This window comes from Agromyces sp. LHK192, from assembly GCF_004006235.1.
Taxonomy (GTDB): domain Bacteria; phylum Actinomycetota; class Actinomycetes; order Actinomycetales; family Microbacteriaceae; genus Agromyces.
Genome location: NZ_CP034753.1, coordinates 709,743 through 734,644, shown reverse-complemented (window position 1 = coordinate 734,644; position 24,902 = coordinate 709,743). Strand labels below are relative to the sequence as shown.

The following is a 24,902-nucleotide window of genomic DNA, read 5'->3' as shown; positions in this document are numbered from 1 at the left end:
GTCCTTCTTCTGGTCGGGTGGTCGTCAGAGCGCGGCGACGGCGGATGCCTCGGCGGCGAGCCCTGCCCGGTAGCGGTCGAGGTAGGCGGCGAAGCCGGCGACATCCGTCGGGTCGGGTGCGGCGGTGTCGACGGCGGCGTTCGCGAACACGCGCTCGTCGAGGTATCCGCCGAGATCGGTCCGGTCCGCATGCGAGAGGTACGCGGCGAGCACCGCGATGCCCCATGCGCCGCCCTCCGAGGCGGTCTCGCCGACCGCGACCGGTGCGTCGAGCGCGCCGGCGAGGAACCGCTGCGCGACGCCGGCGGTGCGGAAGATGCCACCGTGCGCGAACATGCGGTCGATCTCGACGCCCTCCTGCGCGAGCACGCGCATGCCGAGCGCGAGCGTGCCGTACACGCCGTAGATGTGGGCGCGCATCAGGTTCGCGAGGGACAGCCTGCTGTCGGGGGTGCGGATCACCATCGGCCGGCCCTCGTCGAGGCCGGCGATCGGCTCGCCGGCGAGGTGGTTGTAGGCCAGCACGCCGCCCGCGTCGGGTTCGCCCGCGAGCGCCTCGCGGAACAGCGCGCCGAACACGGCGTCGCCGTCGACGCTCGCGCCGATCGCCGATGCGAACTGCGAGAAGACGCCCGCCCACGCCGCGAGCTCGGATGCCCCGTTGTTGCAGTGCACCATGGCGACCGGGTCGCCCGCGGGCGTGGTGACGAGGTCGAGCTCGTCGTGCGCCGCAGCGAGCGGGCCCTCGAGCACGACCATCGCGAAGATGCTCGTGCCGGCGCTGACGTTGCCGGTGCGCGGCGCGACCGCGTTGGTCGCCACCATGCCGGTGCCCGCGTCGCCCTCGGGCGGGCAGAATGGAATGCCGGCGCGCAGCGCCCCCGACGGGTCGAGGAGCGCCGCGCCCTCGTCGGTGAGCTCGCCGGCGACGCGGCCGGCGGGCAGCACCTCGGGCAGGAGGCTCAGGAGCGGCTTCGGCAGCGTCGTGCCCGCGGCGATGCCGTCGTAGAGGCCGACGAGCCGTTCGTCGTAGCCGCCCGTGGCGGAGTCGATCGGGAACATGCCCGAGGCGTCGCCGACGCCGAGCACGTTGCGGCCGGTGAGCTTCCAGTGCACGTAACCGGCCAGGGTGGTGAAGGCGTCGACGCTCGGCACGTGCGGCTCGGCGTCGAGCACGGCCTGGTGCAGGTGCGCGATCGACCAGCGCAGCGGGATGTTGACCCCGAACAACTCGCTGAGCTGCGCCGAGGCCGCGCCCGTCGACGTGTTCCGCCAGGTACGGAACGGCACGAGCAGTTCGCCGGCGGCGTCGAAGGCGAGGTATCCGTGCATCATGGCGGAGACGCCGATCGCGCCCACCGTCTCGAGGGCGACGCCGTACTGGTCGCGCACGTCGGTCGCGAGGTCGGCGAACGCTGCCCGGAGGCCCGACCAGACGTCGTCGAGCGCGTACGTCCAGACGCGGTCCTCGTAGCGGTTCTCCCACTCGTGGCTGCCGACCGCGAGCACGACGGCGGGGTCGTCGGCGTCGACGAGGCACGCCTTGATGCGGGTCGAGCCGAGCTCGATGCCGAGGGCGGTGCGGGCCGCCCGGATCGTGTCGGCGCGGCCTGCCGTGGCCGGGTCGGCGGCTGGCGCGGCGGCGGAACCGGCTTCGGGGGTGTCGGGGGTGTCGGTGCGGTCGCTCATCGTCGGGCGTCTCCACTCTGTCCGTAGACGTTCTGGTATCGCGCATACAGCGCGTCGATCTGCTCCTGCGGGATCGGGATCAGCGGCCCGGCCTCGCGCGCGAGGTGGACGGTTCGCGCCACGTCCTCGACCATGACCGCGGCCTTCACCGCGTCCTTCGCGTCGACGCCGATCGTGAACGGGCCGTGGTTCTGCATGAGCACCGCGCGCGAGCGGTGGCCGTCGAGCGTCTCGACGATGCCGCGGCCGATCGAGTCGTCCCCGATGATCGCGAACGGACCGATCGGGATGGGCCCGCCGAACTCGTCGGCCATCGCCGTGATCACGCAGGGGATCTCCTCGCCACGTGCGGCCCACGCGACGGCGTACGTCGAGTGCGTATGCACCACGCCGCCGACCCACGGCATGTTCCGGTACACGTAGGCGTGCGCCGCCGTGTCGCTCGACGGGCTTCGCTCGGAACCCGGCGTGCCCGGGATCGCGTTGCCGTCGAGGTCGCAGAGGATCATGTTCTCGGGAGCCAGGTCGTCGTACGACACCCCCGACGGCTTGATCACGAAGAGGTCGGTGCCGGGCACCCGGCCCGAGACGTTGCCGCCCGTCCAGACGACCAGGCCGTAGCGGGTCAGTTCGCCGTGCAGCCGGGCGACGTCCGCGCGCACCTGCGCGATCGCGGCGTCGACCTCGGGTGCGAAGGCAGGGGCGGCGGGCTGCATCGGATGACTCCCTCGTCGGGTGGTTCGTACGCGGAAACGTTAGCGCTAACGCAGCAACGTTAGCGCTAACGCAGCGGTTTGCCAACCGCGCCCCTTCCTGCGCGTGCGAGTTTCTCCACGCGTGCGAGTTTCTCCCCCGCGTGCGAGATGGAAGGCGCACGCGTGGGAGCAAGGCGCACGCGTGGGAGCAAGGCGCACGCGCAGCGCGAAGACGCACGCGCGGCACGAAGCCGCGCGCGCAGCACGAAGGCGCACGCGTGCTGGGCCCGAGGACGACGACGGGCCCCCGCCGCGTGGCGGGGGCCCGTCGAGACCGCTGGACTTCGGCGGGGTCAGCGACCGCCGGAGCGGCGCTTGTTGTACACGTCGAACGCGACGGCCAGCAGCAGCACGAGGCCCTTGACGGCCTGCTGCCACTCGATGCCGATGCCCATGATCGACATGCCGTTGTTGAGGACACCGATGATGAGGCCACCGATGATCGCGCCGCCGATCGTGCCGACGCCGCCCTGCACGGCCGCGCCGCCGATGAACGCGGCCGAGATGGCCTCGAGCTCGAAGCCGTCGCCGGCCTTCGGGCCCGCCAGGTTGAGGCGGGCGGTGAAGATGAGGCCGGCGAGCGCGGCGAGCACGCCCATGTTGACGAAGAGCCAGAAGTCGACCCGGCGGGTCTTGATGCCCGACAGCTCGGCCGCGTGACGGTTGCCGCCGATCGCGTAGATGTGGCGGCCGAACACGGTGCGATTCATCACGATGCCGTAGACGAGCACGAGCACGGCGAGGATGATCAGCGTGATCGGGATGCCCTTGTACGAGGCGAGCGAGTAGGCGAAGAAGCCGATCGCCGCCGCCACCAGCACGAGCTTGGTGATGAACCACACCATGGGCTCGACGTCCTGGCCGTACTTCTGGCGGCCGCGGCGCGTGCGCACCTGCTGCACGACGAGCAGCACGATGGCGAGCGCGCCGATGCCGAGCGTGAGCGGGTCGATCTCGAAGTCGCCGAACACGTCGGAGAGGAAGCCGTTGCCGAGCGCACGGTACTCGGCCGGGAACGAGCCGATGTTCGCGTTGCCGAGCACGACGAGCGCGAGGCCGCGGAAGATGAGCATGCCCGCCAGGGTCACGATGAACGCGGGGATGCCGACGAAGGCGACCCAGAAGCCCTGCCAGACGCCGACGAGCGCGCCGATGCCGAGCGACAGGATGACGGCCAGCCACCACGGCAGCCCCCATTGCACCGCGAAGACCCCCGAGCAGGCGCCGACGAACGCCGCGACCGATCCGACCGACAGGTCGATATGGCCGGCGATGATGACCATCACCATGCCGATCGCGAGCACGAGGATGTAGCCGTTCTGCACGACGAGGTTCGAGATGTTCTGCGGTCGCAGCAGGATCCCGTCGGTCAGGATCGCGAACAGCACGACCACCGCGATGAGCGCGATGAAGATGCCGTTCTTGCCGAGGTCGCCGAGCACGTGGCTGAGCCAGCTCGTGAACTTGTTCTCGGAGGGGTTGATGTTGCCGCCGACCGCCTGCGATTCGCCGGTCGGCCCGGTGGGCGTCTGGGTGGGATTGTTCGTCATCGGATGTCTCCTGGGATGCGGGTCCGCGTGCGCGGGGTCAGCGGGGCTTTTCCATGGTCATGAGCTTGAGCATCGCCTCGGGCGTGGCCTCCTCGATCGGGAGCTCGCCCGTGATGCGGCCCTCCGAGAGGGCGTACACGCGGTCGCAGATGCCGAGGAGCTCGGGCAGCTCGGAGGAGATGACGATGATGCCCTTCCCCTGCGCCGCGAGCTTGTTGATGATCGTGTAGATCTCGTACTTGGCGCCGACGTCGATGCCGCGGGTCGGCTCGTCGAGGATCAGCACCTCGGGGTCGGAGTAGATCCACTTCGACAGCACGACCTTCTGCTGGTTGCCACCCGACAGCTTGCCGGTCTTCACCAGGACGTTGGGCGCCTTGATGTTCATCGACTGCTTGAACTCGGTGGCGACCTTGTATTCCTCGTTGTCGTGGACGAGGCCGAAGTTCTCGAGCTTCTTCAGCGAAGCCATCGAGATGTTCCGCTTGATGTCCTCGATGAGGTTGAGGCCATAGGTCTTGCGGTCCTCGGTGGCGTAGGCGATGCCGTTGTCAATCGCCTCCGAGACCGTGCGGGTCTTGATCTCCTTGCCGCGGAGGAACACCTTCCCCGAGATCCGCGACCCGTAGGTCTGGCCGAACAGGCTCATCGCGAACTCGGTGCGGCCGGCGCCCATGAGGCCCGCGATGCCGACGATCTCACCGGCACGGACGTTGAGGTTCACGTTGTCGACGACGACGCGCGAGACGTCCTGCGGGTGGTGCGCGGTCCAGTCCTCGACGCGCAGCAGTTCCTCGCCGAGGTTCGGGGTGTGGTCGGGGTACCGGTGCTCGAGGTCGCGGCCCACCATGTCCTTGATGATGCGGTCCTCGGTGACGTCGTTCTTCGCGATCGTCTCGATCGTCTTGCCGTCGCGGATGACCGTGACCGAGTCGGCGACCTTCTTGATCTCGTTCAGCTTGTGACTGATGATGATCGACGTGATGCCCTGCCCCTTGAGGTGGAGGATCAGGTCGAGCAGGTGGTCGGAGTCCTCGTCGTTGAGCGCGGCGGTCGGCTCGTCGAGGATGAGGAGCTTGACCTCCTTCGAGAGGGCCTTGGCGATCTCGACGAGCTGCTGCTTGCCGACGCCGATGTCCATGATCTTCGTGGTCGGGTTCTCCCGGAGTCCGACGCGCGCGAGGAGCTTGGCGGCCTCGAAGTTCGTCTGGTTCCAGTCGATCAGGCCGCCGCGGCCCTTCTGCTCGTTGTTGAGGAAGATGTTCTCGGCGATGGAGAGGTAGGGGCTCAGGGCGAGCTCCTGGTGGATGATGACGATGCCCTTGGCCTCGGAGTCGGTGAGGTCCTTGAACTCGACGACCTCGTTCTCGAAGACGATGTCGCCGTCGTAGGTGCCGTGCGGGTACACGCCCGACAGCACCTTCATCAGGGTCGACTTGCCGGCGCCGTTCTCGCCGCAGATCGCGTGCACCTCGCCGCGCGCGACCTGGAGGTTGACGTTCGAGAGGGCCTTCACGCCGGGGAAGGTCTTCGTGATGCCGCGCATCTCGAGAATGTTGGTGGTCATCCTTGCTCCTGCTCCATTGCCGAGTGACGAGACCTGCCGGTGGGGGAAGCGTAGTACTTCCCCCACCGGCCGGTCATCGGGAACTCAGCCTCAGCCGTTGATTTCCTCTTCGGTCCAGTAGCCGGTGTCGACCAGGACCTCGGTGATGTTGTCCTTGACGACGATCTGCGACTCGAGGAGGTACGACGGGACGACCTTCACGCCGTTGTCGTAGTCCTCGGTGTTGTTGACCTCGGGCTCTTCGCCGTTCAGGAGGGCCGACGCCATGTCGACGGCGACGGCGGCCAGCTCACGCGTGTCCTTGAAGATGGTCGCGTACTGCTCGCCGGCGTTGATCGCCTTGACCGAGTCGAGCTCGGCGTCCTGGCCGGAGATGATCGGCCAGCCCTCGCCGACGGTGTAGCCCGCGTCGGTGAGCGCCGAGATGATGCCGCGCGAGAGGCCGTCGTAGGGCGACAGCACCGCGTTGACGGTCGAGCCGTCCGAGTAGGTCGAGGTGAGGATGTTCTCCATCCGCTCCTGCGCGACCTCGCCGTCCCAGCGGAGGATGGCGGCCTGCTCGAAGTCGGTCTGGCCCGACTTCACGACGAGGGTGCCCTCGTCGATGTACGGCTGCAGCGTGTCGATCGCGCCGTTCCAGAAGAACGTCGCGTTGTTGTCGTCGGGCGAACCGGCGAACAGCTCGATGTTGAACGGACCGGCCGGCGCGTCGGCCGCCTCGGCGCCCTCGAGGTCGGTGAGGCCGAGGCCCGCGAGGAGCGAGGTGGCCTGCTGCACGCCGACGATGTAGTTGTCGAACGACGCGTAGTAGTCGACGTTCTCGGAGTCGCGGATGAGGCGGTCGTAGGCGATGACGGGGATGTCGGCGTCGGCCGCGTCCTGCAGCACCTGCGAGAGCGTGGTGCCGTCGATCGAGGCGATGATCAGCGCCTCGGCGCCCTTGGTGATCATGTTCTCGATCTGCGAGACCTGGGTGGGGATGTCGTCCTCGGCGTACTGGAGGTCGACCTTGAAGCCCTGCTCCTCGAGCTGCTCCTTGACGGCGTCGCCGTCCTGGATCCAGCGCTCCGACGACTTGGTGGGCATCGCGACGCCGATGAGGCCGCCGTCGCCGCCGCCCTCGCCGCCGCTGCCGCTGCCGCCCGAGCAGGCAGCCAGGGCCAGCATCGAGCCGGCCGCGAGCGTTGCGAGGAGCACCTTCTTCGTGGTCTTCACGGTGTGTCCTTTCACTGTGTCAAATGGACGTCGTTGTCTTGGTGACAGTCGGATCGGACCGCGTCCATGCCGGTCCGTTCCCTCGCCCCACCCGGGAGTGGGGGCAAGTCTTCATGTGGGGGCGGGCTCGCTCGCCCTGCGGGCGTCGGCCGCCTGTCCGTAGACGTTCTGGTACCGGTCGTACAGGCGATCGATGGAGTCCTGGGCCATGGGAACGAGCTCCCCGGCTTCGCGGGCGAGGTGCACGGTACGGGCCACGTCCTCGACCATGACCGCGGCCTTCACCGCGTCCTTCGCCGAGACGCCGATGGTGAACGGGCCGTGGTTGCGCATGAGCACGGCCCGCGACCGATGCCCGGTCAGCGTCTCCACGATGCCCCGCCCGATCGAGTCGTCCCCGATGATCGCGAACGGACCCACCGGGATCGGCCCGCCGAACTCGTCGGCCATCGCCGTGATCACGCACGGGATCTCCTCGCCGCGGGCCGCCCAGGCCGTGGCGTAGGTGGAGTGCGTGTGCACGACCCCGCCGACCTCCGGCATGTTCCGGTACACGTACGCGTGCGCCGCGGTGTCGCTCGAGGGGCTGCGTTCGGCCCCCGGCGTGCCGTCGACCACGTTCCCGTCGAGGTCGCACAGGATCATGTTCTCCGGCGCGAGGTCGTCGTACGACACCCCGGACGGCTTGATCACGAAGAGGTCCGCACCGGGCACCCGACCCGACACGTTGCCGCCGGTCCACACGACGAGGCCGTACCTGGTCAATTCGGCGTGCAGGCGTGCCACGTCGGCGCGCACCCGTGCGATCGCGACTTCCACCTGGGGTCCGAACGTGCTCATCGGCGGGCCTCCGACATCGCGACGACGCCACGGCCGGTGAGGCGGTGAGCGTGCACGGCGGGGGCGGTGGACACGTGGACTCCTTCGTCAGGTGGGGCGATGGGGCTTTCGCCGTGCGCGGCCGCGGAAGTTCCGGAGACGATGTGACGTTCCGTGTGACATCCGATGTGACCGTTCACATGGCGCTGCCCATGGTAACCCCATCGGCGCTCCGGATGTCAATTCGAACGCATCACGGATCGATAACGCGTCCGGTCCGACGGTCCGTCCGATCAGAACGCGGGTCGGCCCGTCGAAGCACGCACGACGAGTTCCGGCACGATCGTGCTCGTGCGGGGCGACGCGCCGGCCGCGGCATCGGCGGCACCCGCTCCCGCCGTGGCATCCGCGCCGTCCGCATCCGCGCCGTCGCCGTCCGGGTCTCCGAGCAGGAGCGACACGCAGCGCCGGCCCAGCTCTGCGAAGTCCTGCCGGACCGTCGTGAGGGGCGGCCAGAAGTGGGCGGCCTCGGGGATGTCGTCGAACCCGATGATCGACACGTCGCGCGGGATGTCCAGGCCGGCGTCGCGCACGGCGTGCATCAGCCCGAGGGCCATCTGGTCGTTCGATGCGAAGATCGCCGTGAAGTCGCGCACCGTGAGCAGCTCGCGGCCCGCGTAGTACCCGAACTCCGCGGTCCAGTCGCCCAGGATCGGCGCGGTCGTGGGCACGTCCTGCGCGCTCATCTCCTCGAGGAACCCGCGCATCCGCGCCTCCGCCTCGATCCAGTCCTGCGGACCCGCGAGGTGGTAGATGTTGCGATGCCCGAGTTCGATCAGGTGCCGGGTCGCGATGCGGGCCCCGGCGATCTGGTCGACGTACAGCGCGTGGTCGGGGTCGCGCTCGGTCGACTGGAGGGTCACGTAGGGCACGTCGATCGACAGCTGGGCGAGCGTGTCGAACACGCGGACCTGCGGGGCGATGACGACGAGCCCCTCGATCCCCTGCGCGGCGAGATGGGCCAGTCCGTCGGCGATCGACGCGGCGTCCGATTCGATGTTCGCGCTGCTGACCCAGTACCCCTGGGCCCTCGCCGCGGCCTCGATCGCCGCGATGCTCGAGGCCGGGCCGTACTGGGTGTTGGTGCTCGACGACGCGAGGACGCCGATCGTCCGGGAGCGGCTCGTGACGAGGGCGCGCGCGGCCCGATTGGGCTTGTACTGCAGCTCGGCCATGACGTCGAGCACGCGCTGCTTCGTCTCCGGCCGGATGCTGGGGTGGTGATTCAGCACGCGCGAGACGGTCTGGTGCGAGACACCGGCGAGACGCGCGACGTCGCGGATGCTCGGGGCCCTGCCCCTGGGCGCATCTGCAGTCATCGGCGACCTCGTTCGTTTCACGGCATGTGCACGGTCACACGCGCCGTCGACCAGTATGCACCAGTCGGCACACGGCATGTGACGGTCACACGTGTGACCGTCACATCGACCTGCTGCCCCCCGGACGGGTCACGGCGCAGGGCGCCGCCGGACGCGACGATGGGGAGCCTCGGCGAACGGATGCCGCATCCGCCGTTCAGGGGGACAATGGGGCGGTGTCCGACTTCATGAGGAACCTGCCGCTCAGCTGGAAGGAGCGCCGCGACGAATCCGACGTGCACTCGGACTGGCGGGCGGAGTTCGACGAGGTGATCCTGCAGGCGCAACTCGTGGAGACCGGGCTCGGCGACGAGGCGTCCGACCCAGCTCAGGCGCTTGCCGCGGGTCTGCGCACCCTCAGCGTGGAGGCGCGTTCGCGCCGGAAGATCCCCGTGCGCCTGCTGAGCCGTGCAGTCCTCGACTACCTCGCGCTGGCGCGCGAGGCATCCGTCACGCCGGCGCTCGCCGACCGCACCGGCGGCGCGGTCGCGCTCTACCTCGCCGCGAAGGCCCCGACCGAGATCCGTGCCGTCACGCGCGGGCACGCGCTGCGCGCGACCGACGCCGACTGGGAGTTCGGCACCGGCCCGGTGCTCGAGGCATCCGCCGTCGGCATGATCGAATTCCTCGCCGGCCGCAGCCTCACGCCCCCGCGACCCGCGCCGCAGGCCTGACCCGCGGCGCCAGCAGCGCGGCCGTCGCCGCGATGAACACCGTGACGACGAACTCCGTCGTGTACCCCGCCGAGGCCGCGACGCTCGCGACGAGCGCCGTCAGCGTGATGCCGACCACCGACCCGAGGGACTCGCCGATCGTGAGCGCGGCGGAGTTGAACCCCTGCTCGGTCTTCGACGAGTCGGCCAGCACCGCGACGGTGAACCGCGGGTACATGAAGCCCATGCCGGCGCCGGCGATGGTCCACGCGGCGAACGTGAACGCCGGATGCCACTGCAGGATCGAGCCCGTGAGCACGAGCGTGAGCGCGACGAGCAGCACCGCGGTGCCGATGCGCACAGCCGCGGTGTCGGACACGCGGTCGACCAGGCGTCCCTGCAGCCAGGATGCGAGCGCCCAGCTCAGGCCCGCGCCCGTGAGCACCGCGCCGGCGAGCGCCGGCGCCATGCCGTACTGCTCGCGGAACATCGCCGGGAGGTAGACCTCCGTCGCGAAGAACGCGGCACCGACGAAGGCGCGGATCATGACGATCGCCGGCGTACCGCGGCGGAGCGTGAGCGTGCCGCGCGGCACCAACGGTCGTGCGGCGACCACGACGACCGCGATCGCGGCCACGGCCGCGATCCCGCGCCAGGGGTCGGGCAGCTCCTTCGAGAGCCCCAGGCCGAGGGCTGCGACGGCCGCGAGCACCGACCACGCGATGCGGGCCACGCTCCACGGCACCGATGCGTCACCGCGGAGCTGGTCGCCGGCGCGGGCGAGCGGCGGCAGGATCATCGCCGCGACCGGCAGCACGAGCACGAGCACGCCGAGGAAGACCCAGTGCCAGCTGAACGCCTCCGCGACGAGACCGGCGACGGCCGGACCCACGATCGACGGGATGACCCAGGCCGCGGCGAACCCCGCGAAGACCCGCGCGCGCAGGTACTCGGGGTACACCCGGGCGACGACCACGTACAGCGGCACGATGACGGCTGCGCCGCCCAGCCCGTGCACGAACCTGCCGACGACCAGCAGCTCCATGCTCGTCGCGGTGCCTGCGATGAGCACGCCGACGAGCCAGACGACGGCCGAGGCGATCAGCGGCGGGATGGGCCCTGCGCGATCGACCCAGTTGCCGGCCACGACCATGCCGATGACGCCGGAGGCGAGCGGCATCGAGAACGCGATGGCGTACAGGGACCAGCCGTCGAGGTCGTCGGCGACGAGCGGCATGACCGTCGTGACCGCCAGCGCCTCGAACGCGGCGAGCACGATCAGCGCGAACATCCCGAGGCTGAGCCAGCGGTACGGCGCCGAGAGCACCCCCGGTCGCCGGTCGGGTGCGGACGCGCCGGTCCCGTCGGCGGGCGCGGAAGGTTCGGGAGGCTGCGTCGGCGCAGGATGCTCGGTCGGCGCAGGCTGTTCGGTCACCCGATCGAGCCTACGCCCGCGTCACATCTCCTCGTGCGTGTCGGGGTCGCCGCCCCAGAGCCGGCCGCGCTCGAGCGCCGAGACCGCCTCGACCTCCTCGGGCGCCAGGGAGAACCCGAACACGTCGAGGTTGCGCTGCCGGCGCGAGGCGTTCGATGACTTCGGGATCGGGATCGACCCGAGCTCGACGTGCCAGCGCAGTACCACCTGAGCCGGGGTCACGCCGTGCTTCGCGGCGAGCTCGCCGATGACGGGCTCGTCGAGCAGCTCGCTTCGCTTGGCCAGCGGGCTCCAGCTCTCGGTGCGGATGCCGTGCTCGTCGTGGAAGGCGCGCAGCTCGCCCTGCGGGAAGTACGGGTGCAGCTCGACCTGGTTGACGACGGGCATCAGCCCGGTCTCGCGTTCGAGGCGCTCGAGCATGGGCGCCGTGAAGTTCGAGACGCCGATCGAGCGGACGAGGCCCTTCTCTCGGAGCGTGATCATCGACCGCCAGGTCTCGACGTAGCGGTCGACGCTCGGGTTCGGCCAGTGGATCAGGTAGAGGTCGACCCATTCGAGGCCGAGCCGACGCCTCGACTCCTCGAACCCGTGCAGCGCCTCGTCGGCGCCGTGGTGGCGACCGGGCAGTTTCGTCGTGATGATGAGGTCGCTCCGGTCGACCGTCGTGCGCGCGATCGCCTCGCCGACGGCGCCCTCGTTGCCGTAGTTCGCAGCGGTGTCGAGCAGGCGGTAGCCGTCGTCGATCGCGGCGAGGATCGCCTCGACGCCCTCCGCGTCGTTCAGCCCGTAGGTGCCCAGTCCGAGGGCGGGGATCCGGTTGCCGTCACGAAGGGCGTACTCGGGCGCGGTCATCCCCCAATCCTCGCCCAGCAGGTCGACGGGCGCCAGCGCGGATCGCCGTGCGGCGCCCGATCAGCATGCGCTGCAGCATCCGATCTTCGGGCGGATCGCTTCGTCGGCGCCGCACCGGTTGTCAGGCGGGCGGCAGCTCGGCGAACGCCCGGACGGGGAACGTGCCGAAGCCTTCGACGCGCGGCGGAGCGGCCGTGAACCTCGCGCCGCGGGCCGGCAGGCGGTCGAGCCCGGTCAGGTGCTCGACGACGTGGATGCCCGCGTGAAGCAGGAGCGAGTGCGCCGGCCGCTCGCCACCCGACTCGGTGTCGTCGATGTTGAGCGAGTCGATGCCGACCAGGGCGACGCCCGCCTCGACGAGGTGCCGAGCCCCTTCGCCGGTGAGGAACGGCGCGCCGGCACCGTACTCGGGCGTGCCGAAGTGCCGGCTCCACCCCGTGTGCAGCAGCACGGCGGCACCAGCGAGGTCGCGGTCGAAGAACACCGCGGCGGGGATGCCGCGCTCCGCGGCGTCGTCGAGGTGGAACACCTCGGCCGGCAGGCCCACGAGCGTGTCGAGGTCGAGCGAGGCGAGGTCGCCGCCGCCCTCGTAGCGATGGAACGGGCTGTCGAGGTAGGTGCCCGTGTTGCCGGCGAGGTGGATCACGTCGATCTGGAACTCGGTGCCCGGCGCGTAGTGGCTCCGCGACGCCGCGCGCGTCAGGTGCGGTGTGATGCTCGGCGCCGGGATGCCCGGGTAGGTCACGAGCCCCTCGCGGATCGGGTGGCTCAGGTCGACGAGCGCGCCGCGCGCGGAGGCATCCGCTCGCGTCGCGTCGTGCGCGGTCACGCCGCGCGAGCCCTTGTGCGCCTCCTCGACGACGGTGAGGTTCGTCAGCGCGACGGATGCCACGAGCGCGAGGCCGAGGTGCCGCACGAGCAGTTCGGCGATCTGCCCCTCCGTGGCGTCGGCGCCGGGTAGGTCGAGGCGGAAGCCCTCGGCCTTCAGCCCTCCCCCGTTCACGAAGGCGATGTCGGCGTCGAAGACGGCGCGGTACTCGGTCATGCGGTGCGTTCCCTCTCGGGTCGGTTGCGGGTGGCACGGGCGTTGCGGCCGCCGCGGAGGCGGAGGCGGCGGATCACGGTGACGGCGACGGCGACGGCCGCGAGGAGCCCCGGCACGACCAGGTGGCTCCCGGCGAGCACGAGGAGTCCGGCGGTGAGCACCGTCGCGACGACCGCCAGCCACCAGCCGAACGACCACCGGCGCAGCAGGAGCGTGGCGGCGAGCATCCCGGCGAAGTAGATGGCGGCCATGTTCGCGGTGTGGATCAGGATGAACGTCTCGAGCTGGAGCCCGTTCAGCAGCATGAGCACGAAGTAGACGCCCGCGAGCAGGCCGGTCACGGCGAGGGCCCGGCGCGGGATCGCGCCCGGCTCGGCGCCCTTCGCGAACCACCGCGGCAGGTCGCCGTCGCGCCCGAGGGCGGCGCCGAGCTTGCCGAAGGCGGGCACGTAGGCGTTCGCGACGCCGGTGGTGACGATCGCGGCGACGATGGCGACGAACACTGGGCCGACCCCGGGCGCCGACTCCTGCACGATGGCCAGCAGCGGCACGGGGGTGTCGCCCGCACCGGTGCCGAGCACGCCGACGGTCACGACCTGGAGCGCGAGGTACGCCACGCCGACGACGACGATCGCGATGCCGGTCGCGAGCGGGATCACCTTGCGCGGGTTCCTGAACTCCCCCGCCACGTGCGTGCCGACCTCCCACCCGGCGAACGCCCACAGGAACAGGCTGATCGCGGTGCCGACGCCGGCCCAGCCGTACGGCAGGAACGGCTGGAAGTTCGATGCGTCGACCGCCGGGAAGCTCACCGCGACCACGAAGACCACGACGGCGACGAGCATGCCCGTGAGGACGAACTGCACCCAGCCGGCGACCCGCAGGCCGAACCAGTTGGAGATGAAGGGCAGCACGGCGATCGCGAGGCCGACGAACGGCACGGCGGCCCGGTCGACGCCGAGCACGGCGACGACGTACTCTCCGCCGAGCACCGCGAGCACGGGGTATCCGACGCCGACGCCGAAGTAGAACCAGTACCCGGTCATCCGCGCCGCGGTGTCGCCGAGCGCGCGGCGCACGAAGGTCGCCACCCCGCCGGCGTCGGGATACCGCGCGGCGAGCGCCGCGAAGGTCCCGGCGAGCGGGATCGAGAGCAGCAGGACGGCCGCGACGGCGATGATCGACGCGGGTCCGGCTGCCGCGGCCGCGAGGCCGGAGAGCGCGAGGATGCCGGAGCCGAGCACGCTCGCGATGTAGAGGGCGATGGCCTGGCCGAGGCCGAGCGTGCCGCCCGGTGCCGGCGCGCCCACGGCGTCGGTCGGTGCCGGGCCCGCGGCATCCTGCGCGGCGGCGGCGGTCGTCGCGGCGGTGGTTGCGGCGGCGTTCGTTCTCGGGGTCACGCCGTCAGTCTGGCGGACCCGGACGCAGCGCGGCTATGGCAGCGGGGCCACTCTTCATCGATAATCTGCCACCCCGTCGGTTCGGTCCCCGTCAACCCCCGTGCGGACACTCGACCGGTGCGCTTGGATGCCGCCATGGACGCGCACGAGGGTATGGACGCCGACGCGCCTGAGAACACCGACGCGCCTGAGAACACCGATGCGCACGAGATCGATCGACGCGTCGTCGAGCAGTTCCGCGCGGGCGGCGACGTCGACGGCATGCATCGCGACCGGCTCGTGCTCCTCACCACCACCGGGCGCCGCAGCGGGCGGGCGCGGACCACGCCCGTCATGTTCCTGCCGTACGAGGGCGACCGGCTCGTGGTGGGATCCGGCGACGCCGCCCCGGCGGACCCGGCATGGATCGCGAACCTGCGGTCCGACCCGCGGGTGCGCGTCGAGGCACCCGACGGCGCGTACGACGCGGTCGCCGACGTGCTCACCGGCCGCGAGCGCGACGCGGCGTGGGCGAGCGTCGTCGATCGTGCACCGTTCTTCGCCGACCAGCAGGCGAAGGTCGACCGGGTCATCCCCGTCGTCCGCCTCCGGCGCGCCTGAGGCGCCGCGCTACAGCCGCCCGAGCGCGCCGTCGATGTCGGCGAGGAGGTCGTCGACGTCCTCGATGCCGACCGAGAGGCGCACGATCGACTCGGGCACCTCGGCCTCGGTGCCGCGCACCGACGCGTGCGTCATCGACCAGGGATGGTTCACGAGTGACTCGACCCCGCCGAGGGACTCGGCCAACTGGAACAGCTCGGTCGACTCGGCGAACCGCCTGGCCGCCTCGCCGCCGCCCGCGAGCTCGATCGACAGCATCCCGCCGAAGCCCGACATCTGGCGGGCCGCCAACTCGTGGCCCGGGTGAGACTCGAGCCCCGGATAGAACACGCGCGCGACGGCCGCGTGCGCGTCGAGCCGCTCCGCGATCGCCGAGGCGTTCTCGCTGTGGCGCTGCATCCGGACGCCGAGGGTCTTGATGCCGCGGGTCGTGAGGAACGCGTCGAACGGCGCCGAGACGGCCCCGGCGGCGAACTGCGTGAACCCGACCCGCTCGGCGAGCTCCTCCTGCCCGGGCGCGAACACCAGCCCGCCGCCGACCACGTCGGAATGCCCGCCCAGGTACTTCGTGGTCGAGTGCACGACCACGTCGGCGCCGAGCGCGATCGGCTGCTGCAGCGCCGGGCTCGCGAACGTGTTGTCGACCACGGTGACAGCGCCCGCCTCGCGGCCGAGGGCCGCCAGCGCCGCGATGTCGGAGATCTTCATGAGCGGGTTCGACGGCGTCTCGACCCAGAGCACCTTCGTCTCGGGCGTGATCGCGGCGCGCACCGCGTCGAGGTCGCTCGTGTCGACGGTCGAGTGGCCGACCCCCCACGCACCCAGCACCCGGCGGATGAGCCGGTGCGTGCCCCCGTAGACGTCGTCGCCGACGACGACGTGGCCGCCCGGCGCGAGCACCGTGCGTAACAGGGCGTCCTCGGCGGCCAGGCCCGAGGCGAAGGACAGGCCGCGGACCCCGCCCTCGAGCGCCGCGAGCTGCTGCTCGAGCGCCGTGCGCGTCGGGTTGCCGCCCCGCGAGTACTCGTAGCCGTTGCGAAGGCCCCCGATGCCGTCCTGGACGTAGGTCGAGGTCTGGTAGATCGGCGGGATCACCGCGCCGGTCGTCGGGTCGAAGGCCTGGCCCGCGTGGATCGCGCGGGTGTCGAAGCGTGCGTCGTCGTGCATGGTCGGGATCGCTTTCGTCGGTGGTCGTGCTGGATTCAGGAGATGGTGGCGAAATCAGGACGGAATCGGCGACATCGTCCTGAGCAGCCTCCGATCTCCTGAATCCGGTACTCGGCGGATGGCCCGGGCGCAATCATGTGCGGTGCGTTTCAGTTGGAGAGGTAGGTGAGCAGGTCGCTGCGCGTGATGACGCCGACGGCCTTGCCGCCGTCGGTCACGAGCAGGGCGGATGCCTCCGCGAACGCGGCGCGCGCAGCAGCGACCGGCTCGGTGAGCCCGATGAGCGGGATCGGTTCCCCCAGCACCGTGCTGACCTTGTCGGTCAACTGCACGTCGCCCGCGAACACCCGGTCGAGCAGGTCCTCCTCGTTCAGCGACCCCCGCACCTCCCCCAGTACGACGGGCGGCTCGGCGGACAGCACGACGAGTTGCGAGACACCGGTCTCGGTCATCATGTCGATCGCCTCGCGCACGCTGTCGTTCGGGCGGACGAAGACGAGCGGATCGGTGCGCCCGGCCTTCGCGCCGAGCACGTCGGCGATGGTGTGCCCCTCGGGCGCGTTGCCGAAGCCGTACGCCCGCATCCACTTGTCGTTGAAGATCTTGTTCAGGTACCCGCGGCCGCCGTCGGGCAGCAGGACGACGAACACGTCGTCGGCGGTCACCTCGGGCCGGGCGGCCGCGCGCAGCGCCGCGGCGACGGCCATCCCGCTCGATCCGCCGACGAGCAGGCCCTCCTCGCTCGCGAGCCGCCGGGTCATCTCGAACGCGTCCCGATCGGAGACGGCGAGCACCTCGTTCGGCACCGACGGATCGTAGGCCTGCGGCCACATGTCCTCGCCGACGCCCTCGACGAAGTACGGCCGACCGGTGCCGCCCGAGTAGACCGAGCCCTCGGGGTCGGCGCCGATCACCCGAACGCGGTCGCCGGAGACCTCGCGCAGGAACCGCCCGGTGCCCGTGATCGTGCCGCCCGTGCCGACGCCCGCGACGAAGTGCGTGACGCGGCCGTCGGTGTCGGCCCAGATCTCGGGGCCGGTCGTCTCGTAGTGCGAGCGCGGGCCGTTCGGGTTCGCGAACTGGTCGGGCTTGAACGCACCGGGGGTCTCGCGGACGATGCGGTCGGACACGCCGTAGTACGACTCGGGGCTGTCGGGCGCGACCGCGGTCGAGGTGACCACCACCTCGGCACCGTACGCGGTCAGTACGTTGCGCTTCTCCTCGCCGACCTTGTCGGGCACGACGAAGATGCAGCGGTAGCCGCGCTGCTGGGCGACGAGCGCCAGCCCGACGCCGGTGTTGCCGCTGGTCGGCTCGACGATCGTGCCGCCGGGGCCGAGCAGCCCGTCGCGCTCGGCCGCCTCGATCATGCGCTCGGCGATCCGGTCCTTCACGGAGCCGCCCGGGTTGAGGTACTCGAGCTTCACGAGCACCGTGGCATCCGTCACGCCCTGCGTGACCCGGTTGAGCTTGACGAGCGGGGTGCCGCCGATGAGGTCCACGATGGACGCTGCGTACTTCATGTGTGTGTCGTTCCTGTCTGTCACCGACTCTGGTGGAGTGCGCCGAACAGCGAGCGGATGCCGTGCGGGCGCGAGAAGGGATCGCCTCTCAGCGACGACAACACAGCAGCGAAGTGCTCACCCGTCCACCCTAGCGGGGCCCGGCCCGCTCGGCGCGTTCAGTTGCCGCGACGATCGGCGGCGACGCCCGCCTTCGCGGAACCCTTCGCCGGGAACAGCGTCTCCGACTCCTCGAGCGACATGCCGTTCGTCTCCGGGACCTTGGTGAGCACGAACACGAACGACAGCGCCGCGAACACCGCGTACATGCCGTACGTGAACAGCAGAGAGAAGTCGCTGAGCGGCGGGAACGTGACCGTGATCAGGAAGTTCGCGATCCACTGCGCGGCGGCAGCAAGGCCGAGCGCACGTCCGCGGATCCGGCCGGGGAAGATCTCGCCGAGCAGCACCCACACCACCGGGCCCCACGAGAATCCGAAGAAGACGACGAAGAGGTTCGCGGCGACCAGCGCGATCGGGCCCCAGGCACCCGGCAGCGAGACCGCACCGTCGGTCTCGACCGAGTTCGCGAACGCGACGGCCATCGTCGCGAGGCTCACCGTCATGCCGGCGGAGCCGACGAGCAGCAGTGGCCGACGCCCGACGCGGTCGACGAGCGCGATCGCGACGAACGTCACGACGATGTTCGTGATCGAGGTGATCACGCTGATCGTGAACGAGTCGGATTCGTCGAAGCCGACCGCGCTCCACAGCGTCGTCGAGTAGTAGAAGATCACGTTGATGCCCACGAACTGCTGGAACACCGACAGCAGGATGCCGATCCAGACGATGCCCTTGAGTCCGAGCACCGGGCCCCGGAGCGCGCCCTTGACCTTCGCCGCCTGCGCATCCTCGTGCATCGAGGTGCGGATCTCGCCGATCGCCCGATCGACCTCGGTCGGCTGGATCTGCGACAGGATGCGCCTGGCCTCGTCCTCCTTGTCGACCTTCAGCAGGTACCGCGGCGATTCGGGCAGCAGGATCGCGACGACGCCGTAGACGACCGCCGGAACCGCTCCCGCGAGGAACATCCAGCGCCAGGCCTCGAGCCCCCACCAGAACACCTCGGATGCCCCGCCCGCCGCGGCCGCGAACAGCGCGTCCGAGAGCAGGGCGGTGAAGATGCCGAAGACGATCGCGAGCTGCTGCAGCGACGCGAGGCGACCGCGCGCCCGCCTCGGCGAGATCTCGGCGATGTACGCGGGCGAGACGACCGAGGCGATGCCGATGCCGAGGCCGCCGACGACACGCCAGATGATGAGGTCGACCACGCCGAACGCGAAACCCGTGCCGATCGCGGAGATGAGGAAGAGGATCGCACCGATCATCATGACCGGGATGCGTCCGAAGCGATCGGCCAGGCGGCCGCCGACCTCGGCGCCGACCGCGCAGCCGAGGAGGGCGCTCGCGACCGCGAACCCGGTCACGGCGGCCTCGAGTTCGAACTGGTGCTCGATCGCGTCGACCGCGCCGTTCACGACGGACGAGTCGAAGCCGAACAGGAATCCGCCGACCGCGCCGGCGACCGCGAGCGCGATGACCTTCGCGTTCAGTCCACTGCCCTTGGCGGCCAGGTCCACCCCATCACTTCCGGCCTTTCGGCCGTCACCCTCGTCGACCATGTCGGCATCCCCCTTCGACTGCCGCGAGCCTATCGCGCCGCCGTCCGCCCGTGGCGGCGCCGGCTCCACGGCGTTCCGCAGGACCTGTCCAGCTCCATGCGCTCGAATATGATCGACCCTCTACTCCCGACGTCCCCGGAAGGCCGCCACCGTGCCCACACCCCCCGCCGGTTCCCCCCGTCTCTCCGCGAAGCAGCAGCGCGCGGCCGACCGCGAGGCCAAGCTCGCCGAGTTCCGCCGGCAGGAGGCGCGGCGCAAGCGGAATCGCCGGATCGCGATCGGATCGGGCATCGTCGCGATCGTCGCCGTGGTCGGCCTGCTCGTCGCGGCGTTCGTGCTCGCGCCGAAGCCCGCGACCTACTCGGCCGGCGGCTCGGGGGCGGAGATCGACGGGGTCGAGACCTTCGACAACGCCTCGGCCCACGTGCAGGGCGCCGTCGACTACCCCCAGACTCCGCCCACCGGCGGGGAGCACAACCCGGTGTGGCTGAACTGCGGCGTCTACACCGAGCCCGTCCCGAACGAGAACGCGGTCCACTCGCTCGAGCACGGCGCGGTGTGGGTCACCTACGACCCGTCGCTCGCCGACGCCGAGCTCGAGGCGCTGCGCGCGAAGCTGCCCTCGACCTACGTCATCCTGTCGCCGTTCGACGGGCTGCCGTCCCCGATCGTGCTCAGCGGCTGGAACACGCAGCTGCAGGTCGACGACGCCGACGACGCGCGCATCGCCGAGTTCCTCGAGGAGTACTGGAAGAGCGACCTCGTGCCCGAGCCCGGCGCGCTCTGCACCGGCGGCGTGGACGCCCCCGGCCGGGCATGACCTCCGGGGACGAGGGGGCGGGCACTGCGGCATCCGCGACGTCCCCACCCGACGCCGCCGCACCCGAGTCGACCGGCTCGACGGGCCGGCGTCCCGCCCGGCTCGCGGCGATCGTCGCGGCCGGTGTCGTGGTGCTCGTGATCGCGACCGTCGCGTTCTCATTCGGCCGGCTCTCGACGCTCAGTTCCCCGACCCCGACCGACCGCGGCGCCGACGCCGGATTCGCCCGCGACATGCAGGTGCACCACCTCCAGGGCGTCGAGCTCGCGATGCTCGTCCGAGACCGGTCGGAGGCCGACGACATCCGCCATCTCTCGTACGACATCGCGACCTCGCAGGCGCAGCAGGCCGGGCAGATGTACGGCTGGCTCGAGGAGTGGGGGCTCTCGCAGGCCGGCTCCGAACCCTCGATGACCTGGATGACGCGCCCCGCGAAGGACGGCTCGGCCCACGACCACTCGGATGCCGCCGGCGGCCCGGGCGCCCACGCGCCCGGTGAACCGATGCCGGGGCTCGCGACGCCCGAGCAGGTCGCCCGGCTCGAGGCCGCCACGGGTGTCGAGGCGGAGCGGATCTTCCTCGAACTGATGATCGCCCACCACCGCGGCGCCGTCGAGATGGCCGAGGCCGCGCTCGATCGCGCGGATGCGCCGGTCGTGCTCAGCCTGGCGCGCGCGATCGTGGGCAGCCAGAGCGCCGAGATCGACCTCATGGAGGGCATGCTCGCGGAGCGCGGTGGCCCGCCGGAGCCGCCGACGACGACGACACCGTAGGCACGGTCACGACGCGTCGGACTGATCCCGGTACAGCGACGCGTAGACGCCGCCGGCCACGACGAGCTCGGCGTGCGTGCCGCGTTCGACGATGCGGCCGTCGACCACGACGAAGATCACGTCCGCGGCGACCACCGTCGACAGCCGATGCGCGATCGCGATCGTGGTGCGTCCGCGTGCCGCGTCGTCCAGCGCCTGCTGCACCACCCGCTCGGAGATCGTGTCGAGCGCGCTGGTCGCCTCGTCGAGCACGAGGACGGGCGGGTCCTTCAACAGGACCCGGGCGATCGCGATGCGCTGCTTCTCGCCGCCCGAGAGCCGGTAGCCGCGCTCGCCGACCGTCGTGTCGTACCCCTCCGGGAACGAGGCGATCGTCTCGTGGATGTTCGCGGCGCGGGCCGCCGCCTCGAGTTCGGCGTCGGTGGCATCCGGTTTCGCGTAGCGCAGGTTGTCGGCGATCGACGCATGGAACAGGTACGTCTCCTGGCTCACGATGCCGATCTGCGACACGAGCGACGACTGCCGGAGGTCGCGGACATCCGCGCCCGCGAACCGCACGACCCCCTCGGATGCCTCGTACAGCCGCGGCACCAGGTACGACACCGTCGTCTTGCCCGCACCGGACGGCCCGACGAACGCGGCGAACTGCCCGGGCTCGACCGTGAACGACACGTCGTCCAGGGTGGGGCGCTCGTCCGTGGCATCCGGGTAGCGGAAGGTCACGTGGTCGAACTCGATCCGACCGAGCGCGTCGCCCTCGGCGACCTCGCGGGCGTCGGGCGCATCGGTGATCGACGGCCGCAGGTCGAGGTACTCGAAGATGCGCGCGAAGAGCGCGCCGGACGTCTGCAGGTCGAGCGCGACGCGCATCAACGCCATCATGGGGAACAGCAGGCGCGCCTGCACCGTCGTGAACGCCACGATCGTGCCTGCGGTGACATCGGTCGCCCCGCCCGTGATGAGCCATCCCGACAGCAGGTACACGATCGCGGGGACCGCGGACATGAAGATGCCGACCATCGCGAAGAACCACTGGCCGGTCATCTGCTGCCGGACCTGGAGGGACACCTGGTTGGCGTTCTCACCGGAGTACCGGTCGATTTCGTCGGACTGGCGGGTGAAGCTCTTCGACAGCAGGATGCCCGACACCGACAGCGTCTCCTGGGTGATCGCGGTCATCTCGGACAGCGACTCCTGCGTCTTCGCGGCGATCCTCGCCCGGACCCGCCCGACCCGACGCTGCGCGATCACCATGACCGGCAGGAGCACGACCGCGACGAGGGTGAGCTGCCAGTTCAGGAGCAGCATCGCGACGAGCGCGGAGAGCACCGTCACGGTGTTGCCGAGCACGCTCGAGACGGTGTTCGTCAGCACCGTCGCGACGCCGCCGACGTCGTTCTGCAGCCGCGACTGGATCACGCCGGTCTTCGTTCGCGTGAAGAAGCTCAGCTCCATGCCCTGGAGGTGGGTGAACATGCGCACGCGGAGCGCGCCCATCACCTTGTTCCCGACCGTCGCGGTGAGCCAGGTCTGCCAGACCCCCAGCAGGGACGACACGACGAACACGGCCAGCATCGCGACCACGATCCAGGTCAGCACCGGCAGGTCGGGCGCCCCGATCTGCCCGTCCGGGCCGACGGGGAACAGGCCGTCGTCGAAGGCCCGCTCGGTCAGCAGGGGCGGGATGACGCTCAGCGCGGCGCCCACCAGCACCAACGCGACGGTGATCACCAGTTCGGTCCGGTGCGGCGCGAACAACTCGGCGATGCGCCGCATCAGGTGCGGGATCTTCGGCGCATCCGCGTTCTGCGCGCGCTGGGCCGCCTCGTCCATCGCGCCGATCCGGGTCGCGGGCTTGCCCAGCTTCCCGGTCTGCGCGCCGGCGGGGCGCTGATGCATCGTCACCCCGTCAACCCTAGGCGCGGATGACCCTCACCCCGCCCGTCGGGGCGACCTCGGCGCTGATCAGCCCTTCGTCGAACCGGCGAGCAGACCCCGCACGAAGTACCGTTGCAGCCCGAAGAACACCGCGAGCGGGATGATCATCGAGATGAACGCTCCGGCGGTCAATCGCTCCCACTCCTGGCCTCTCGAGCCCACCATCTCCGCCAATCGCTGGGTCAGCGGCGCGACGTCCTGCGTGCCGCCGGAGAAGATCAGGGCGACGAGCAGGTCGTTCCACACCCAGATGAACTGGAAGATCGCGAAGGACGCGATCGCGGGCGTCGCGAGCGGCAGCACGATCCGGAAGAAGATCTGGCCGTGCGTGGCGCCGTCGACTCGTGCCGCCTCGATGACCTCCGACGGGATCTCGGCGATGAAGTTGTGCAGCAGGAAGATCGCGAGCGGCAGGGCGAACATCGCGTGCGCCAGCCACACCGGTGCGTAGTTCTGCTCGGGGATGATCGGCACGACGTCGTGCAGCCAGGCCTGCATGGGTCGCAGCCAGGTCGAGAAGACCTGCAGCAGGGGCACGAGGGCCATCTGGAGCGGCACGATCTGCAGCGCGAACACCAGGATGAACAGCGTCGACGCGCCCTTGAACTTGATCCACGCGAACGCGTACGCGGCCATCGTCGCGAACACCAGCGGGATGAGCGTGCCGAGCAGCGCGATCGCGATCGAGTTCACGATGTACGCGCCGAGCTGCGGCGACGACGACGAGGTCGACAGCAGCACGTCCTGGTAGTTCTCGAACGTGAAGCCGGGGTTCTGGAAGATCGTCCACCACCCCGTCGTGCGCACGAGGTCGCCGGGACGGAACGACGAGATCAGCAGGCCGAACGTCGGGATGGTCCAGAGCACGGCGATGATGAGCGAGACGATCGTGGCCGTGCGCGACGTCATGCGCTTCTTGACGCGGTCGGCCTTGCCCCCCGTCACCTCCTGGAGGGCGGTGGTCTCGGCGGCGGACTCGAGCGTGCCCTGGTTCTTGCCGATGGGCAGGTCGGCGGGTGCGATGCTCATCGGATCTCCCTCTGCTTCCGGAGGACGTTGATGTTGTAGACGACGATCGGCAGCACCAGCAGGAACAGGATCAGCGCCAGCGCCGAGCCCCTTCCGACCTCGCTCGCGCGGAACGCCTGGGTGTACATCTCGTTCGCGACCACGGAGGTGTTGAAGTTTCCGGCGGTCATGGTGCGGACGATATCGAAGACCTTCAGGGTGGCGATCGAGATCGTGGTGAGCACCACCACGAGGGCCCCTCGGATGCTCGGCACGGTGACGTTGATGAAGCGCTGCCAGGCGTTGGTGCCGTCGAGCTCGGCTGCTTCGAGCTGCTCGGTCGGCACGCCCTTGATCGCGGCGCTCAGCAGGACCATCGCGAAGCCGGTCTGGATCCAGATCATCACGACGATGAGGAGGAACGTGTTCAGCGGATCCGTCTGCAGCCACTGCACGGGCTCACCCCCGAACGCGACGACGATGCCGTTGAGCAGGCCGATCTGGTCGCGGCCGGGCGCCTTGTACTCGTAGACGAAGCGCCAGATGATGCCGGCGCCCACGAACGAGATCGCGATCGGCATGAACAGGATGACCTTGTAGTACTTCTCACCCCGTGACTTGTCGATGAAGACCGCGTAGGCGAGCCCGATGATCGTCGACAGCGTCGGCACGAAGAGCACCCAGATCACGGTGTTGATCAGGGTGCGGATCGCAGCGGGCTGCGTGAACATCCAGACGAAGTTGTCGAACGTCCACTCGCCGCTGTTGTTCTGGAAGGCGAGCAGCGAGGTGCGGATCGCCGGATACACGAGCCCGACGATCAGGAACAGCATCGCCGGCGCGAGGAAGCCCGCGAGCTGCCAGTAGTCGCGGCCCTTCTTGGGCGCCTTGTCGATGAAGAAGATGAGGAGGCCGACGACCGCCGCGAAGATCGCGAGGCCCATCACCACCTGCAGGATCTTGCCGAGCAGATCGGCGGTCGTCATCGTGCCTCCCGGTTTCTTCGTCGAAATC

General features: G+C 70.3%; 21 protein-coding genes. 4 read left to right on the top strand and 17 right to left on the bottom strand.

The window, feature by feature from the left end; translation table 11 throughout:
* Positions 1-24 precede the first annotated feature (24 nt).
* The 7 genes from ELQ40_RS03270 to ELQ40_RS03240 all read right to left on the bottom strand — a co-directional run bounded on the left by ELQ40_RS03270 (position 25) and on the right by ELQ40_RS03240 (position 8,974).
* On the bottom strand, positions 25-1,689 hold the full coding sequence (locus ELQ40_RS03270; protein ID WP_127792388.1) for a xylulokinase: 1,665 nt from the start codon (positions 1,687-1,689) through the stop codon (positions 25-27).
* A complete protein-coding gene (locus ELQ40_RS03265; protein WP_127792387.1) occupies positions 1,686-2,405 on the bottom strand; it encodes an L-ribulose-5-phosphate 4-epimerase in 720 nt (239 codons plus the stop codon). Before ELQ40_RS03265 ends, ELQ40_RS03270 begins: the two co-directional genes overlap by 4 nt.
* Before the next feature lie 332 nt (positions 2,406-2,737).
* On the bottom strand, positions 2,738-3,994 hold the full coding sequence (gene mmsB, locus ELQ40_RS03260; RefSeq protein ID WP_127792386.1) for a multiple monosaccharide ABC transporter permease: 1,257 nt from the start codon (positions 3,992-3,994) through the stop codon (positions 2,738-2,740).
* A 37-nt stretch (positions 3,995-4,031) separates the two neighbouring features.
* Positions 4,032-5,561, bottom strand: coding sequence for a multiple monosaccharide ABC transporter ATP-binding protein (mmsA, locus tag ELQ40_RS03255; protein ID WP_127792385.1), 1,530 nt, complete (start codon positions 5,559-5,561; stop codon positions 4,032-4,034).
* A 90-nt stretch (positions 5,562-5,651) separates the two neighbouring features.
* Positions 5,652-6,728 (bottom strand): multiple monosaccharide ABC transporter substrate-binding protein, encoded by a 1,077-nt coding sequence (gene chvE / locus ELQ40_RS03250; protein ID WP_127795106.1) that lies wholly within the window; start codon positions 6,726-6,728, stop codon positions 5,652-5,654.
* 159 nt (positions 6,729-6,887) lie between these two features.
* Positions 6,888-7,616, bottom strand: a complete 729-nt coding sequence (locus ELQ40_RS03245) for an L-ribulose-5-phosphate 4-epimerase (protein ID WP_127792384.1) — start codon at positions 7,614-7,616, stop codon at positions 6,888-6,890.
* A 272-nt stretch (positions 7,617-7,888) separates the two neighbouring features.
* Positions 7,889-8,974, bottom strand: a complete 1,086-nt coding sequence (locus ELQ40_RS03240; RefSeq protein WP_127792383.1) for a LacI family DNA-binding transcriptional regulator — start codon at positions 8,972-8,974, stop codon at positions 7,889-7,891.
* A 215-nt stretch (positions 8,975-9,189) separates the two neighbouring features.
* On the opposite strand from ELQ40_RS03240, the gene ELQ40_RS03235 reads away from it, so the two are divergent.
* Positions 9,190-9,687 (top strand): hypothetical protein, encoded by a 498-nt coding sequence (locus ELQ40_RS03235; RefSeq protein WP_127792382.1) that lies wholly within the window; start codon positions 9,190-9,192, stop codon positions 9,685-9,687.
* Here ELQ40_RS03235 and ELQ40_RS03230 read toward each other — a convergent pair.
* From ELQ40_RS03230 to ELQ40_RS03215, 4 genes are all read right to left on the bottom strand, one after another.
* Positions 9,656-11,101: an MFS transporter gene (locus ELQ40_RS03230; RefSeq protein WP_240665921.1), complete on the bottom strand. Its 1,446-nt coding sequence runs from the start codon at positions 11,099-11,101 to the stop codon at positions 9,656-9,658. The two genes, ELQ40_RS03235 and ELQ40_RS03230, sit on opposite strands and share 32 nt — an antisense overlap.
* 21 nt (positions 11,102-11,122) lie before the next feature.
* Positions 11,123-11,953 carry an aldo/keto reductase gene (locus tag ELQ40_RS03225; RefSeq protein ID WP_127792381.1) on the bottom strand — a complete coding sequence of 277 codons (831 nt, stop codon included), beginning with the start codon at positions 11,951-11,953 and terminating at the stop codon, positions 11,123-11,125.
* Between the two features lie 121 nt (positions 11,954-12,074).
* Entirely contained in the window at positions 12,075-12,998 is a 924-nt protein-coding gene (locus ELQ40_RS03220) for a cyclase family protein (protein WP_127792380.1), read from the bottom strand.
* The gene (locus ELQ40_RS03215; RefSeq protein ID WP_240665920.1) at positions 12,995-14,398 is read right to left on the bottom strand and encodes an APC family permease; all 1,404 of its coding nucleotides are present in this window, start codon (positions 14,396-14,398) and stop codon (positions 12,995-12,997) included. Before ELQ40_RS03215 ends, ELQ40_RS03220 begins: the two co-directional genes overlap by 4 nt.
* A 135-nt stretch (positions 14,399-14,533) precedes the next feature.
* On the opposite strand from ELQ40_RS03215, the gene ELQ40_RS03210 reads away from it, so the two are divergent.
* Positions 14,534-14,998: a nitroreductase/quinone reductase family protein gene (locus ELQ40_RS03210; protein ID WP_205649416.1), complete on the top strand. Its 465-nt coding sequence runs from the start codon at positions 14,534-14,536 to the stop codon at positions 14,996-14,998.
* A 9-nt stretch (positions 14,999-15,007) separates the two neighbouring features.
* Here the strand turns inward: ELQ40_RS03210 and ELQ40_RS03205 are convergent, their stop codons facing one another.
* The 3 genes from ELQ40_RS03205 to ELQ40_RS03195 form a co-directional block, all read right to left on the bottom strand.
* Complete coding sequence (locus tag ELQ40_RS03205; protein ID WP_127792379.1) at positions 15,008-16,165, bottom strand: cystathionine gamma-synthase; 1,158 nt, start codon at positions 16,163-16,165, stop codon at positions 15,008-15,010.
* A gap of 149 nt (positions 16,166-16,314) precedes the next feature.
* Positions 16,315-17,688, bottom strand: coding sequence for a cystathionine beta-synthase (locus ELQ40_RS03200; protein WP_127792378.1), 1,374 nt, complete (start codon positions 17,686-17,688; stop codon positions 16,315-16,317).
* Positions 17,689-17,846: 158 nt separating this feature from the next.
* On the bottom strand, positions 17,847-19,349 hold the full coding sequence (locus ELQ40_RS03195; protein ID WP_127792377.1) for a sugar porter family MFS transporter: 1,503 nt from the start codon (positions 19,347-19,349) through the stop codon (positions 17,847-17,849).
* 151 nt (positions 19,350-19,500) lie between these two features.
* Between ELQ40_RS03195 and ELQ40_RS03190 the strand changes: the two genes are divergently transcribed.
* A complete protein-coding gene (locus tag ELQ40_RS03190) occupies positions 19,501-20,169 on the top strand; it encodes a DUF3105 domain-containing protein (protein ID WP_127792376.1) in 669 nt (222 codons plus the stop codon).
* Positions 20,166-20,942: a DUF305 domain-containing protein gene (locus ELQ40_RS03185; RefSeq protein ID WP_127792375.1), complete on the top strand. Its 777-nt coding sequence runs from the start codon at positions 20,166-20,168 to the stop codon at positions 20,940-20,942. Before ELQ40_RS03190 ends, ELQ40_RS03185 begins: the two co-directional genes overlap by 4 nt.
* Before the next feature lie 6 nt (positions 20,943-20,948).
* Here the strand turns inward: ELQ40_RS03185 and ELQ40_RS03180 are convergent, their stop codons facing one another.
* The 3 genes from ELQ40_RS03180 to ELQ40_RS03170 form a co-directional block, all read right to left on the bottom strand.
* Entirely contained in the window at positions 20,949-22,841 is a 1,893-nt protein-coding gene (locus ELQ40_RS03180) for an ABC transporter ATP-binding protein (RefSeq protein WP_127795102.1), read from the bottom strand.
* A gap of 66 nt (positions 22,842-22,907) precedes the next feature.
* The gene (locus ELQ40_RS03175) at positions 22,908-23,909 is read right to left on the bottom strand and encodes a carbohydrate ABC transporter permease (protein ID WP_127792374.1); all 1,002 of its coding nucleotides are present in this window, start codon (positions 23,907-23,909) and stop codon (positions 22,908-22,910) included.
* A complete protein-coding gene (locus ELQ40_RS03170; RefSeq protein WP_127792373.1) occupies positions 23,906-24,874 on the bottom strand; it encodes a carbohydrate ABC transporter permease in 969 nt (322 codons plus the stop codon). The genes ELQ40_RS03175 and ELQ40_RS03170 overlap by 4 nt, the downstream gene beginning before the upstream one ends.
* Positions 24,875-24,902 lie beyond the last annotated feature (28 nt).

Bases quoted from the DNA above. Each gene is read 5' to 3' on its own strand.
- ELQ40_RS03180 (WP_127795102.1), bottom strand. From the start codon at position 22,841: ATGCATCAGCGCCCCGCCGGCGCGCAGACCGGGAAGCTGGGCAAGCCC.
- mmsA (WP_127792385.1), bottom strand. From the start codon at position 5,561: ATGACCACCAACATTCTCGAGATGCGCGGCATCACGAAGACCTTCCCC.
- ELQ40_RS03170 (WP_127792373.1), bottom strand. From the start codon at position 24,874: ATGACGACCGCCGATCTGCTCGGCAAGATCCTGCAGGTGGTGATGGGC.
- ELQ40_RS03210 (WP_205649416.1), top strand. From the start codon at position 14,534: ATGGACGCGCACGAGGGTATGGACGCCGACGCGCCTGAGAACACCGAC.
- ELQ40_RS03240 (WP_127792383.1), bottom strand. From the start codon at position 8,974: ATGACTGCAGATGCGCCCAGGGGCAGGGCCCCGAGCATCCGCGACGTC.
- ELQ40_RS03205 (WP_127792379.1), bottom strand. From the start codon at position 16,165: ATGCACGACGACGCACGCTTCGACACCCGCGCGATCCACGCGGGCCAG.
- chvE (WP_127795106.1), bottom strand. From the start codon at position 6,728: ATGCTGGCCCTGGCTGCCTGCTCGGGCGGCAGCGGCAGCGGCGGCGAG.
- mmsB (WP_127792386.1), bottom strand. From the start codon at position 3,994: ATGACGAACAATCCCACCCAGACGCCCACCGGGCCGACCGGCGAATCG.
- ELQ40_RS03225 (WP_127792381.1), bottom strand. From the start codon at position 11,953: ATGACCGCGCCCGAGTACGCCCTTCGTGACGGCAACCGGATCCCCGCC.
- ELQ40_RS03245 (WP_127792384.1), bottom strand. From the start codon at position 7,616: ATGAGCACGTTCGGACCCCAGGTGGAAGTCGCGATCGCACGGGTGCGC.
- ELQ40_RS03185 (WP_127792375.1), top strand. From the start codon at position 20,166: ATGACCTCCGGGGACGAGGGGGCGGGCACTGCGGCATCCGCGACGTCC.
- ELQ40_RS03195 (WP_127792377.1), bottom strand. From the start codon at position 19,349: ATGGTCGACGAGGGTGACGGCCGAAAGGCCGGAAGTGATGGGGTGGAC.
- ELQ40_RS03200 (WP_127792378.1), bottom strand. From the start codon at position 17,688: ATGAAGTACGCAGCGTCCATCGTGGACCTCATCGGCGGCACCCCGCTC.
- ELQ40_RS03175 (WP_127792374.1), bottom strand. From the start codon at position 23,909: ATGAGCATCGCACCCGCCGACCTGCCCATCGGCAAGAACCAGGGCACG.
- ELQ40_RS03220 (WP_127792380.1), bottom strand. From the start codon at position 12,998: ATGACCGAGTACCGCGCCGTCTTCGACGCCGACATCGCCTTCGTGAAC.
- ELQ40_RS03265 (WP_127792387.1), bottom strand. From the start codon at position 2,405: ATGCAGCCCGCCGCCCCTGCCTTCGCACCCGAGGTCGACGCCGCGATC.
- ELQ40_RS03270 (WP_127792388.1), bottom strand. From the start codon at position 1,689: ATGAGCGACCGCACCGACACCCCCGACACCCCCGAAGCCGGTTCCGCC.